The following is a 12,795-nucleotide window of genomic DNA, read 5'->3' as shown; positions in this document are numbered from 1 at the left end:
CCCTTGCTTAATGACAACGGTTTATCCAGGAGTGCATCGTGCGTAAATTGGCTCAATTGGCCGTAGTGGCCGCGGCGCTGGTCGCCACCCCGGCTTTCGCCGAAATGAAGGTTGCCGTCCTGAACTACCAGATGGCCCTGCTCGAGTCGGATGCCGCCAAGAAGTATGCGGTTGATGCCGAGAAGAAATTCGGTCCGCAACTGACCAAGCTGAAAAGCCTGGAAAGCAGTGCCAAGGGCATCCAGGACCGCCTGATCAAGGGCGGCGACAAGATGCAGCAGCAGGAGCGTGAGCGCCTGGAGCTCGAGTTCAAGCAAAAGGCCCGCGATTTCCAGTTCCAGTCCAAGGAACTGAACGAAGCCAAGGCCGTTGCTGATCGCGACATGCTCAAGCAACTGAAGCCGAAGCTGGATGGTGCTGTCGAGGAAGTGATCAAGAAGGGCGGCTACGACCTGGTCCTCGAGCGTGGTGCGGTCATCGATGTCAAACCTCAGTACGACATCACCCGCCAAGTCATCGAGCGCATGAACCAAGCCCGTTGATATGAGTGTGACCATGACGCTAGGCCAGCTGGCCGAGGTACTCGGAGCTACCCTCAAGGGGCCCGAGGCGCTGCAGATTACCGGGTTGGCCACCTTGCAAGAGGCTGGCCCGACGCAGTTGAGCTTCCTCGCCAACCCGCAGTACCGCAAGTACCTGGACAACAGCCAGGCCGGCGCGGTGCTGCTCAAGGCTGCGGATGCCGAAAGCTTTGCCGGCAATACCCTGGTCGTGGCGGACCCGTACCTGGCTTACGCGCGGATTTCCCACCTGTTCGATCCCAAACCCAAGGCTGAGGCGGGAATACATCCCAGCGCCGTGGTGGCGGAAGATGCCCAGGTGGACGCCAGCGCCAGCATCGGGCCGTTCGCAGTCATCGAAAGTGGTGCGCGCATCGGCGCCAACGTCAGCATCGGCGCACACTGCTTCATCGGTGCCCGCTGTGTGGTCGGTGAAGGTGGTTGGCTGGCACCGCGGGTCACGCTGTATCACGACGTGACCATCGGTAAGCGTGTGGTCATCCAGTCGGGTGCCGTGATCGGCGGTGAGGGCTTCGGCTTTGCCAACGAGAAGGGTATCTGGCGCAAGATTGCACAGATCGGCGGCGTCACCATTGGTGATGACGTTGAGATCGGTGTCAATACGGCTGTCGACCGTGGCGCGCTGTCCGATACCCGGATCGGCGACGGGGTCAAGCTGGATAACCAGATCCAGATCGCTCACAACGTGCAGATCGGTGATCACACTGCCATGGCCGCTTGCGTCGGAATCTCCGGCAGCACGCGCATCGGCAAGCACTGCATGCTGGCCGGTGGTGTGGGGCTGGTTGGGCACATCGATATTTGCGATAACGTTTTCGTTTCCGGAATGACCATGGTTACCCGTTCGATCACTGAACCGGGTTCCTATTCTTCCGGCACTGCCATGCAGCCGCTGGCTGACTGGCGCAAGAGCGCCGCGCGTATCCGCCACCTGGACGACATGGCCAAGCGTCTCCAGCAGCTGGAAAAACGCGTCGATACCGTGACCTCAGGTGGCCTGCCGACATCAGAAGGCTGATACCATTCCCTGAGCAAGAGTGAACAGTCGCTAGCTGGCTCCTCTTTGGATTGCAAAAGGAGCGTGTGGTCAGCACCTGCGCTCCCTATTCTTATTACAGGCTTCCCCACCGAAATGATGGACATCAACGAGATTCGCGAATACCTGCCTCACCGCTACCCGTTCCTGCTGGTAGACCGTGTGACGGATCTGGACTTCGAGGCCCAGAGCATTCGTGCCTACAAGAATGTCAGCATCAACGAGCCGTTTTTCAATGGCCACTTCCCGGCACACCCGATCATGCCGGGTGTCCTGATCATCGAAGCCATGGCCCAGGCGGCCGGCATCCTTGGTTTCAAGATGCTCGATGCCAAGCCGGCCGATGGCACCCTGTACTACTTCGTCGGTTCCGACAAACTGCGTTTCCGTCAGCCGGTTCTCCCGGGCGACCAGCTTGTGCTGGAGGCGAAGTTCCTCAGCCGTAAAAGCATGATCTGGAAGTTCGAGTGCCGCGCCCTTGTCGATGGCAAGCCGGTCTGCTCGGCAGAAATCACCTGCGCGGAACGCTCCCTATGAATTCGATTGATCCTCGGGCCATTATCGATCCGTCGGCCAAGCTGGCCGACGGCGTCGAGGTCGGCCCTTGGTCGATCGTTGGCCCTGATGTCGAAATCGGGGAGGGCACCGTTATCGGCCCGCATGTTGTGCTCAAAGGCCCGACCCGCATCGGCAAGCACAACCGTATCTTTCAGTTTTCCTCGATCGGTGAAGACACCCCGGACCTTAAGTACAAGGGTGAGCCGACGCGCCTGGTGATCGGCGATCACAATGTGATTCGCGAAGGGGTGACCATCCACCGCGGTACTGTTCAGGATCGCTCGGAAACCACCGTGGGTGACCATAACCTGATCATGGCCTATGCCCACATTGGCCACGACAGTGTCATCGGCAACCACTGCATCCTGGTCAACAACACGGCGTTGGCAGGTCATGTACATGTGGGTGACTGGGCGATCCTGTCCGGTTACACCCTGGTTCACCAGTACTGCCATATTGGCGCCCACGCGTTTTCCGGCATGGGCACGGCCATTGGCAAGGACGTTCCGGCCTTCGTTACCGTGTTCGGCAGCCCGGCCGAAGCCCGCAGCATGAACTTCGAGGGCATGCGCCGCCGCGGTTTCAGCGACGAGGTGATCCATGTGCTGCGTCGTTGCTACAAGATTGTCTACCGTCAGGGCCTGACCGTCGAAGACGCGCTCAAGGAGCTGGCCGAACCGGCCACGCAACACCCTGAGGTCGAGCTGTTCCGTCAGTCGATCCTGAGCTCCGCTCGCGGCATCACGCGCTGATATGGCCCAGCTTTGCGTAGCGCTGGTCGCGGGTGAGGCCAGTGGCGATATTCTTGGTTCAGGCTTGATGCGTGCCCTCAAGGCACGCCACCCCGACGTGCGGTTCATCGGGGTTGGCGGCCCTTTGATGGAGGCCGAGGGCCTGCAATCCTATTTCCCCATGGAGCGCCTGGCCGTCATGGGGCTGGTCGAGGTACTGGGGCGTCTGCGCGAGCTGCTCAAGCGCCGCAAGCTGCTGATCCAGACCCTGATCGAAGAAAAACCCGACGTATTCATCGGCATCGACGCCCCTGACTTCACCCTCAACATCGAGCTGAAGCTGCGCCAGGCCGGGATCAAGACCGTGCACTATGTCAGCCCGTCAGTGTGGGCCTGGCGGCAAAAGCGGGTGCTGAAGATCCGCGAAGGCTGCGACCTGATGCTGACGCTGCTGCCGTTCGAGGCGCGGTTCTACGAAGAGCAGGGTGTGCCAGTGCGTTTTGTTGGCCACCCGCTGGCAGACACCATCCCGCTTGAAGCCGACCGCCCGGCCGCGCGCGCCGCGCTGGGCCTGGGCGAGGGGCCGGTGGTGGCGTTGATGCCGGGCAGTCGGGGGGGCGAAGTAGGGCGCCTGGGCGCGTTGTTCCTCGACGCCGCCGAGCGCCTTTGCCAACAAGTGCCGGGTGTGCGCTTCGTGTTGCCCTGCGCCAACGCCACGCGGCGCACCCAGATCGAACAGATGCTTGAAGGGCGCCAACTGCCGCTGACCCTGCTCGATGGCCAGTCGCACCAAGCCCTGGCAGCCTGTGACGCGGTGCTGATCGCCTCGGGTACCGCCACCCTCGAGGCGCTGCTGTACAAGCGGCCGATGGTGGTGGCGTACCGCCTGGCGCCCTTGACCTTCTGGATTCTCAAGCGTCTGGTGAAAAGCCCTTACGTGTCATTGCCGAACCTGCTGGCCCAGCGAGAGCTGGTGCCCGAGTTGCTGCAGGACGACGCTACCAGTGAAGCGCTGGCCAACACCCTGGCGCCGCTGGTGCGCGATGGAAGCCAGCAGACCGAACGTTTCGACGAAATTCACCGCACCCTGCGCCGTGACGCCTCCAATCAGGCGGCCGAGGCGGTACTGGCCCTGCTCAAGGACCGCTGACATGCAAATTGGACTGGACTTCAACCTGGTAGAAGACCTGGTCGCCGGCGTTGACGAAGTGGGCCGCGGCCCGTTGTGCGGCGCGGTGGTAACGGCGGCCGTGATTCTTGATCCCGCGCGGCCGATTCTCGGTCTGAACGATTCGAAGAAACTCACCGAAGCCAGGCGTGAGGCGCTGTTCGACGAGATCTGCGAAAAGGCCTTGAGCTTCTGCATCGCCCGTGCCGAAGTCGAGGAAATTGACAGCCTGAACATCCTGCAGGCCACCATGCTGGCCATGCAGCGGGCAGTGGAGGGCTTGCACATTACGCCAAAGCTGGCCCTGATCGACGGCAATCGCTGCCCGAAACTGGCGGTGCCGGCAGCACCGGTGGTCAAGGGGGATAGCCAGGTGCCGGCCATTGCGGCGGCATCGATCCTGGCCAAGGTGACCCGTGATCGGGAGATGAGTGCATTCGAACTGATCTACCCGGGTTATGGCATTGGCGGTCACAAGGGTTATCCAACGCCGGTGCACCTCGAGGCGCTGGCGCGCCTTGGGCCTACGCCCATCCACCGGCGTTCCTTCGCCCCTGTGCGGGCGGCTTGGGAAGCGCGCGAAGGCGTCACCGATTCCCTGATCTGACCTGTTGGGGCCGCTTTGCGGCCCTTCGCGATCACGCCCGCTCCAACAGGATTCATCGGTCTGAGCAGCGGTGGCGTACCTGTGGGGGCGGGCGTGCCCGCGAAGGGCTGCAAAGCAGCCCCAAAAAAAGCCCCCAGTTAGGCTACAATCCCGCCCTTGTCGTTAAGCTCTGCTACAGGATCTTCCATGTCGGTTCCCTTCGTTCACCTGCGCGTCCATTCCGAATTCTCGCTGGTCGACGGCCTGGTGCGGATCAAACCGCTGGCCAAGGCGCTGACCGGGATGAACATGCCGGCGGTCGCGATCACCGATCAGAGCAACATGTGCTCGCTGGTGAAGTTCTACAAGACGGCCATGGGCGCCGGCATCAAACCGATCTGCGGTGCCGACCTGTGGCTGGCCGGTGCCGACCCGGAAGCCCCGCTGTCGCGCATCTGCTTCCTGGCCATGGACCCCAAGGGCTATCGCAACCTCACCGAACTGATCTCGCGCGGCTGGACCGATGGCCAGCGCAACGGCCTGGTCATCCTCCAGCGTGAATGGATCGCCCCGGCCAGCGAGGGCCTGATTGCCCTGTCCGCGGGCAAGGAAGGCGACATTGGCATGGCGCTGCTGGCGGGTCGGCAAGACGAAGCCGAAGTGCTTCTTCAAGACTGGATGGGCATGTTCCCCGAGCGCTTCTACGTTGAAGTGCAGCGCACCAATCGCGCACGCGACGAAGAATACGTGCACGCGGCGGTGGCATTGGCCGACAAGCTTGGCGCCCCGCTGGTGGCTACCAACGACGTACGTTTCATCAAGCAGACGGACTTTGACGCCCACGAAACCCGCGTCTGTATCGGTGAGGGCTGGACCCTCGATGACCCCCGCCGTCCGCGTTGCTACAGCGACCAGCAGTACCTGAAGTCGGCCGAGGAAATGGCCGAGCTCTTCAGCGACCTGCCCGACGCCATCGCCAACACCGTCGAAATTGCCAAGCGGTGCAACATCCAGGTACAGCTGGGCAAGTACTTCCTGCCTGACTTCCCCACGCCCAACGGCATGGGCATCGACGACTACCTGCGGCATGTGTCCCACGAAGGCCTGGAAGAGCGCCTGGCCGTGCTGTGGCCGAAAGAGACCACGCCCAATTATGAAGAAAAGCGTCAGGTTTACCTGGACCGCCTGAAGTTCGAGCTGGACATCATCATCCAGATGGGCTTCCCCGGTTACTTCCTGATTGTTATGGACTTCATCAAGTGGGCCAAGAACAACGACGTACCGGTTGGCCCGGGCCGCGGTTCGGGTGCTGGCTCGCTGGTGGCCTATGTACTGAAGATCACCGATCTCGACCCGCTGGCCTACGACCTGCTGTTCGAGCGCTTCCTCAACCCTGAACGTATTTCCATGCCCGACTTCGACGTCGACTTCTGCATGGACGGCCGTGACCGGGTGATCGACTACGTGGCCGAGGCCTACGGCCGTAATGCGGTGAGCCAGATCATCACCTTCGGTACCATGGCCGCCAAGGCGGTGGTGCGTGACGTGGCGCGGGTGCAGGGCAAATCCTATGGCCTGGCCGACCGCCTGTCGAAGATGATCCCCTTCGAAGTGGGCATGACCCTGGAGAAGGCCTACGAGCAGGAAGAAATCCTGCGTGACTTCCTCAAGGGCGACGAAGACGCCCGTGAAATCTGGGACATGGCCCTGAAGCTGGAGGGTGTGACCCGGGGTACCGGCAAGCACGCCGGTGGTGTGGTTATCGCACCGACCAAGCTCACCGACTTTTCGCCGATCGCCTGTGATGAAGAGGGTGGTGGCCTGGTAACCCAGTTCGACAAGGATGACGTCGAGGCCGCCGGCCTGGTGAAGTTCGACTTCCTCGGCCTGCGTACCTTGACCATCATCAAGTGGGCGATGGAGATCATCAACCGCGAGCAGGCCAAGAAGAACCTGCCCGACCTCAACATCGACTTCATCCCGCTGGACGACCGCAAGACCTACGAGCTGCTGCAGAAGGCCGAAACCACGGCGGTGTTCCAGCTGGAATCGCGCGGCATGAAGGAGCTGATCAAGAAGCTCAAGCCCGACTGCCTGGAAGACCTGATCGCACTGGTTGCGTTGTTCCGCCCGGGCCCGCTGCAATCGGGCATGGTGGACGACTTCATCAACCGCAAGCACGGCCGCGCCGAGCTGGCCTACCCGCACTCCGACTACCAGTACGAAGGCCTCAAGCCGGTACTGGCGCCAACCTACGGCATCATCCTGTACCAGGAACAGGTGATGCAGATCGCCCAGGTGATGGCAGGTTATACCCTGGGCGGCGCCGACATGCTGCGCCGGGCCATGGGTAAGAAAAAGCCCGAGGAAATGGCCAAGCAGCGCGGTGGTTTCATCGAAGGTTGCGTAGCCAACAATATCGATGCGGACCTCGCCGGTAACATCTTCGACCTGGTAGAGAAGTTCGCGGGCTACGGCTTCAACAAATCCCACTCCGCCGCCTATGGCCTGGTGTCGTACCAGACCGCCTGGCTGAAAACCCACTACCCGGCGCCATTCATGGCCGCGGTCCTGTCGGCGGATATGCACAACACCGACAAGGTGGTGGTGCTGGTGGAGGAGGTGCGCAGCATGAAGCTGCGCCTCGACGCGCCGGACGTGAACTTCTCGGACTTCAAGTTCACCGTCAACAACGACGGCCGTATCGTCTACGGCCTTGGTGCCATCAAGGGTGTCGGCGAAGGCCCGGTGGAGGCGATTGTCGAGGCCCGTGCCCAAGGCGGTCCCTTCAAGGACCTGTTCGATTTCTGTGAACGCATCGACCTCAAACGGGTCAACAAACGTACCCTTGATGCGCTGGTGCGCAGTGGCGCGCTGGACCGCCTTGGCCCGCACTTCCATGACGAGATCAAGGCCTACCACGCCAACATCGACATCAACCGGGCAACCTTGCTGTCGGCGCTGGGCGAGGCCATCAAGGCGGCCGAGCAGGCCGCACACACCGCTGACAGTGGTCATGTCGACCTGTTCGGCAGCATGTTCGACGCGGCAGATGTCGATGTGTATGCCAACCACCGCAAGGTGCGCGAGCTCACCCTCAAGGAGCGTCTGAAGGGGGAGAAAGACACCCTTGGCCTGTACCTCACCGGCCACCCGATCGACGAGTACGAGACCGAGATCCGCCGCTTCGCCCGCCAGCGCATCGTCGACCTCAAGCCGTCGCGCGAAACCCAGACCATCGCGGGCATGATCATTGCGCTGCGGGTGATGAAGAACAAGAAGGGCGACAAGATGGGCTTCGTCACCCTGGATGACCGTTCCGGGCGGATCGAGGCATCGCTGTTTGCCGATGCCTTCATGGCGGCACAGTCCTTGCTGCAGACCGACGCGATGGTGGTGGTGGAAGGCGAGGTCAGCAATGACGACTTCTCCGGGGGCTTGCGCCTGCGGGTGAAGCAAGTGATGACCATGGAAGACGCACGCACCAAGCTGGCCGAGAGCCTGCGCCTGAAGGTGGCGCACGACGCACTGAAGGGCGACCGGCTGAAGTGGCTGGGCGAGCTGATCACCCGCCATCGCGGTGCCTGCCCGATCACGCTGGAGTACACCGGCAGCGACGCCAAGGCCATGCTGCAGTTTGGCGAGCAGTGGGCGATCGATCCGGCCGATGGGCTGATTCAGGCGCTGCGTGACCAGTTCGGGCGTGAGAACGTCTTCCTGCAATATCGTTGAACCGACAAAAATTTAATCTCGACCTGAATGCGCCTGATCCCTTAAGGTATGGCGCCAAACGGATCAACCGGCCGGCCGCCTGGCCGTAGACCCAAGACGGATGACTATGAACCCGAATTTCCTCGACTTCGAACAGCCGATTGCCGACCTGCAAGCCAAGATCGAAGGCCTGCGCCTGGTGGGCAACGACAACTCGCTGAACATCAGCGATGAAATTGCCCGTCTGCAAGACAAGAGCAACACCCTGACCGAAAGCATCTTCGGCAACCTGACCAGCTGGCAGATCGCCCGCCTGGCCCGTCACCCGCGTCGTCCATACACCCTGGACTACCTGGAGCACATCTTCACCGAGTTCGAAGAGCTGCACGGGGACCGTCACTTCTCTGATGACGCCGCCATCGTGGGTGGTACTGCGCGTCTGGACGGCAAGCCGGTCATGGTCATTGGCCACCAGAAGGGCCGTGAAGTGCGCGAGAAAGTGCGTCGCAACTTCGGCATGCCGCGCCCGGAAGGTTACCGCAAGGCCTGTCGCCTGATGGAAATGGCCGAACGCTTCAAGATGCCGATCCTGACCTTCATCGACACGCCGGGCGCCTACCCGGGCATCGACGCCGAAGAGCGCAACCAGAGTGAAGCCATCGCCTGGAACCTGCGGGTCATGGCACGCCTGAAAACCCCGATCATCGCTACCGTGATCGGTGAGGGTGGTTCCGGTGGGGCACTGGCCATTGGCGTGTGCGACCAACTGAACATGCTGCAGTACTCCACCTACTCGGTCATCTCGCCGGAAGGCTGTGCTTCGATTCTGTGGAAAACGGCCGATAAAGCAGCAGACGCGGCCGAGGCCATGGGCATCACCGCCGAGCGTCTGAAGAGCCTGAACATTGTCGACAAGGTCATCCAGGAGCCGCTGGGCGGCGCCCACCGTGACCCGGCCAAGATGTCCGAAAGCATCCGTGCCGATCTGGTGCAGCAGCTGGACATGCTCGGCAAGTTCGACAACGATGCGCTGTTGGCCCGTCGTTACGAGCGCCTGATGAGCTACGGCCTCTGATTCTGATTAGCCCTGGGGCCGTTTTGCGGCCCTTGTGATTGATGGCACCGGCTTCGCCGGTGTTCGCGGGTAAACCCGCTCCTACAGGTTGCGCTGCCCTTGAGGCTTGCGCCGTACATGTGGGCGCGGGCATGCCCGCGAATGCTTTCTTGAATCGAGCGAGGGCTAGATGATCAACCTCACTCCTTGGCTCAACGCCCCCACCTGGCACGTCGCCTTCTCCGGCGGCCTCGATTCCACCGTCCTCCTGCACCTGCTGGCCGAATACGCCCGCACCCACGCCTCCCCCCCGCTGCGCGCCATCCATATCCACCACGGCCTGCAAGCCGCTGCCGACGCCTGGCCCACCCACTGCCAAGCCATCTGCGACAATTTCGACGTTGAACTCCAGGTCATCCACGTCCAGGTCTCCCCTGGCGCCAGCCTGGAACAGGCGGCCCGAGATGCCCGCTATGCCGCCTTCAGGCAAGTGCTCGGCCCGGGCGATATCCTGTTCACCGGCCAGCACCGCGACGACCAGGCCGAGACCCTGCTGTTCCGCCTGTTGCGCGGCGCCGGCCTGCGTGGCCTGGCGGCAATGCCGGGGCAGCGGGCGCTGGGGCAGGGCAGCCTGGTCAGGCCGTTACTGACCTGTTCCCGGCAACATTTGCAGGATTATGCCCAAGCCCAAGGGCTGACCTGGATCGAAGACCCGTCAAACGTCGACATACAATTCGCCCGCAACTACCTGCGCGGCGAAGTGATGCCGCAGTTGCAGCAACGTTGGCCACAGGCCAGCCAGAACTTCGCCCGGGCAGCAGAGCATCTGGGCGAGGCGCTGGGTTTGCTGGACGAACTGGCCCAGGAGGATCTGGCGCTTGCGGGCAAAGGGGCGCCTCTCGCCTGGCCGGGGCTGGATTCCCTCGACCTGGCCGCCCTGCTGGCGTTATCGCCGGCCCGTCAGCGCAATGCCTTGCAGTACTGGCTTAGCCAGCGCACCCGTTTGCCCGATACCCGGCACTGGGCCGGCTGGGCAGACCTGCGCGATGCCGGTGCCGATGCCCGGCCAGTCTGGCGGCTTGCCGATGGACGGTTGGTGCGTAGCCACGGGCGCATCTGGTGGTTGAGCGGTGATTGGCTACAGCAACCGGCTGGCTCGCTGGCCTGGCCCGACCCTGATGGGCTGTTGCGGTTGCCGGGCAATGGTTGCGTGCGTCTTGTTGGCGCAGCCGTGCCGAGCGGGTTGCGCATTGCCTACCGTCAGGGGGGGGAAATGCTGGAGGTTCCCGGCCGTGGTCGGCGGGACCTCAAGCGCCTGCTCAACGAACAGCAGGTGCCGCATTTCCTGCGCTCGCGCCTGCCGTTGCTGTATCACGGCGAATGCCTGCTGGCGGTGGCCAACCTGCCCGGGCTGGTGCAGGCGGATTGCCAACTGCACTGGCAGTTACCGACGAACGCGCAAGGTTTGAGCTGAAGGGTACATTCCGGTAGACTACCCTCCCTTCTTGATACAACTTCTGTGGGTTCCGCGAAAACACAGGAGTTGCCGATTACCAAGCAGTTTTTTGCCGAGCTGATTCTGGAAATGACGAGCGAACGCCATGCCGGGTATACCCTGGCTGTACAGACGCGGCAGTTTTTCGAGATGCACTGTGATTGACGCAGGTGATCGGGGGCTTCGGCCTTCCTTCGCTTTCTCCGGCGGCGCTGGCCGCCTTAACGCAGACTTCTAGGGTTTTTCATGACGCGCTACATATTCGTCACGGGCGGTGTTGTTTCTTCATTGGGGAAAGGCATTGCCTCGGCTTCCCTGGCGGCCATCCTGGAAGCGCGGGGCCTGAAGGTCACCATGCTCAAGCTGGATCCGTACATCAACGTCGACCCGGGCACCATGAGCCCGTTCCAGCACGGTGAAGTTTTTGTCACCCACGATGGCGCCGAGACCGACCTCGACCTGGGTCACTACGAGCGGTTCATCCGCACCACCATGACCCAGAACAACAACTTCACCACTGGCCGTATCTACGAGCACGTGCTGCGTAAAGAGCGTCGTGGTGATTACCTGGGCGCGACCATCCAGGTCATCCCGCACATCACCGACGAAATCAAGCGTCGCATCATCAAGGGTGCCGGCGATGCCGACGTGGCCCTGGTGGAAATCGGCGGTACCGTGGGTGATATCGAGTCGCAGCCGTTCCTCGAGGCGATTCGCCAGCTGCGTGTCGAAGTGGGCTCCAAGCGTGCCATGCTGATGCACCTGACCCTGGTCCCGTACATCGCCACCGCTGGCGAAACCAAGACCAAGCCGACCCAGCACTCGGTCAAGGAGCTGCGCTCCATCGGCCTGCAGCCTGACGTGCTGATCTGCCGCTCCGACCACCCGGTGGATGCTTCGTCGCGTCGCAAGATCGCGCTGTTCACCAACGTTGAAGAGCGTGCGGTGATTTCGCTGGAAGACGTCGACACCATCTACAAGATCCCGGGCGTACTGCATGCTCAGGGCCTGGACGACTTCGTCGTCGAGCGCTTCGGCCTGCAGTGCAATGGTGCCGACCTGTCCGAGTGGGACAAGGTGGTTGATGCCAAGCTCAACCCGGAGCACGAAGTGACCATCGCCATGGTCGGCAAGTACATGGAGCTGCTGGATGCGTACAAGTCGCTGATCGAAGCGATGAGCCACGCCGGCATCACCAACCGGACCAAGGTCAACCTGCGCTACATCGATTCGGAAGACATCGAGAACCAGGGCACCAGCCTGCTCGAAGGCGCCGATGCCATCCTGGTACCGGGCGGTTTCGGCCTGCGCGGTGTGGAAGGCAAGATCACCGCGGTGCAATACGCCCGTGAGAACAAGGTGCCGTACCTGGGTATCTGCCTGGGCATGCAGGTGGCCGTCATCGAATTCGCCCGTAACGTGATGGGCTGGAAAGACGCCAACTCCACCGAGTTCGACCGTAACAGCGGCCACCCAGTGGTCGGCCTGATCACCGAGTGGGCCGATGCCACCGGTGCCGTCGAGACCCGCGACGAGGCTTCCGACCTGGGCGGCACCATGCGCCTGGGCGCACAGGACTGCCAGCTGGCTGCCGGTTCCAAGGTGCACGACTGCTACGGCAAGGACGTGATCACCGAGCGTCACCGTCACCGCTACGAAGTGAACAACAACCTGCTGCCACAACTGGTGGAAGCTGGTCTGGTGGTTTCCGGCCGTTCCGAAGACGGCGCGCTGGTGGAAGTGGTCGAGTCCAAGGACCACCCATGGTTCGTCGCTTGCCAGTTCCACCCGGAGTTCACTTCGACGCCGCGTGACGGCCACCCGCTGTTCAGCGGCTTCGTCAAGGCAGCCCTGGCTCAGAAGAACAAGGCCTGA

The 12,795-nt window shown here is 62.3% G+C and carries 10 protein-coding genes; all 10 read left to right on the top strand.

The annotated features are described in order from the left end of the window. Window positions 1-38 precede the first annotated feature (38 nt). Window positions 39-542: an OmpH family outer membrane protein gene (locus LMH93_RS21365; RefSeq protein ID WP_003252311.1), complete on the top strand. Its 504-nt coding sequence runs from the start codon at window positions 39-41 to the stop codon at window positions 540-542. Between the two features lies 1 nt (window position 543). Continuing rightward, the gene (gene lpxD / locus LMH93_RS21360) at window positions 544-1,599 is read left to right on the top strand and encodes a UDP-3-O-(3-hydroxymyristoyl)glucosamine N-acyltransferase (RefSeq protein ID WP_003252312.1); all 1,056 of its coding nucleotides are present in this window, start codon (window positions 544-546) and stop codon (window positions 1,597-1,599) included. A gap of 114 nt (window positions 1,600-1,713) precedes the next feature. Further along, window positions 1,714-2,154 (top strand): 3-hydroxyacyl-ACP dehydratase FabZ, encoded by a 441-nt coding sequence (gene fabZ, locus LMH93_RS21355; protein WP_003252314.1) that lies wholly within the window; start codon window positions 1,714-1,716, stop codon window positions 2,152-2,154. Beyond that, the gene (gene lpxA, locus LMH93_RS21350) at window positions 2,151-2,927 is read left to right on the top strand and encodes an acyl-ACP--UDP-N-acetylglucosamine O-acyltransferase (protein ID WP_003252316.1); all 777 of its coding nucleotides are present in this window, start codon (window positions 2,151-2,153) and stop codon (window positions 2,925-2,927) included. Before fabZ ends, lpxA begins: the two co-directional genes overlap by 4 nt. Window position 2,928: 1 nt before the next feature. Beyond that, window positions 2,929-4,056 (top strand): lipid-A-disaccharide synthase, encoded by a 1,128-nt coding sequence (gene lpxB / locus LMH93_RS21345; RefSeq protein WP_003252318.1) that lies wholly within the window; start codon window positions 2,929-2,931, stop codon window positions 4,054-4,056. Window position 4,057: 1 nt separating this feature from the next. Then, the gene (gene rnhB / locus LMH93_RS21340) at window positions 4,058-4,681 is read left to right on the top strand and encodes a ribonuclease HII (RefSeq protein WP_003252319.1); all 624 of its coding nucleotides are present in this window, start codon (window positions 4,058-4,060) and stop codon (window positions 4,679-4,681) included. A 186-nt stretch (window positions 4,682-4,867) separates the two neighbouring features. Further along, window positions 4,868-8,392: a DNA polymerase III subunit alpha gene (dnaE, locus tag LMH93_RS21335; RefSeq protein WP_054888937.1), complete on the top strand. Its 3,525-nt coding sequence runs from the start codon at window positions 4,868-4,870 to the stop codon at window positions 8,390-8,392. A gap of 106 nt (window positions 8,393-8,498) precedes the next feature. Next, a complete protein-coding gene (locus LMH93_RS21330; RefSeq protein ID WP_003252323.1) occupies window positions 8,499-9,446 on the top strand; it encodes an acetyl-CoA carboxylase carboxyltransferase subunit alpha in 948 nt (315 codons plus the stop codon). 169 nt (window positions 9,447-9,615) lie between these two features. Then, window positions 9,616-10,899: a tRNA lysidine(34) synthetase TilS gene (tilS, locus tag LMH93_RS21325; RefSeq protein WP_230064571.1), complete on the top strand. Its 1,284-nt coding sequence runs from the start codon at window positions 9,616-9,618 to the stop codon at window positions 10,897-10,899. Between the two features lie 267 nt (window positions 10,900-11,166). Beyond that, window positions 11,167-12,795, top strand: a complete 1,629-nt coding sequence (locus LMH93_RS21320; RefSeq protein ID WP_003252329.1) for a CTP synthase — start codon at window positions 11,167-11,169, stop codon at window positions 12,793-12,795.

It is taken from the genome of Pseudomonas sp. CIP-10 (assembly GCF_020911845.1).
In the GTDB taxonomy this organism is placed as follows: Bacteria; Pseudomonadota; Gammaproteobacteria; order Pseudomonadales; family Pseudomonadaceae; genus Aquipseudomonas; species Aquipseudomonas alloputida.
The sequence above is the reverse complement of the archived record's forward strand: the minus strand, read 5'-3'. Positions and strand labels throughout refer to the sequence as shown.

What these genes read in the sequence shown, in the direction of transcription:
- lpxD (WP_003252312.1), top strand. Translation starts at nt 544, where the DNA reads ATGAGTGTGACCATGACGCTAGGCCAGCTGGCCGAGGTACTCGGAGCT.
- fabZ (WP_003252314.1), top strand. Translation starts at nt 1,714, where the DNA reads ATGATGGACATCAACGAGATTCGCGAATACCTGCCTCACCGCTACCCG.
- lpxA (WP_003252316.1), top strand. Translation starts at nt 2,151, where the DNA reads ATGAATTCGATTGATCCTCGGGCCATTATCGATCCGTCGGCCAAGCTG.
- lpxB (WP_003252318.1), top strand. Translation starts at nt 2,929, where the DNA reads ATGGCCCAGCTTTGCGTAGCGCTGGTCGCGGGTGAGGCCAGTGGCGAT.
- rnhB (WP_003252319.1), top strand. Translation starts at nt 4,058, where the DNA reads ATGCAAATTGGACTGGACTTCAACCTGGTAGAAGACCTGGTCGCCGGC.
- dnaE (WP_054888937.1), top strand. Translation starts at nt 4,868, where the DNA reads ATGTCGGTTCCCTTCGTTCACCTGCGCGTCCATTCCGAATTCTCGCTG.
- LMH93_RS21330 (WP_003252323.1), top strand. Translation starts at nt 8,499, where the DNA reads ATGAACCCGAATTTCCTCGACTTCGAACAGCCGATTGCCGACCTGCAA.
- tilS (WP_230064571.1), top strand. Translation starts at nt 9,616, where the DNA reads ATGATCAACCTCACTCCTTGGCTCAACGCCCCCACCTGGCACGTCGCC.
- LMH93_RS21320 (WP_003252329.1), top strand. Translation starts at nt 11,167, where the DNA reads ATGACGCGCTACATATTCGTCACGGGCGGTGTTGTTTCTTCATTGGGG.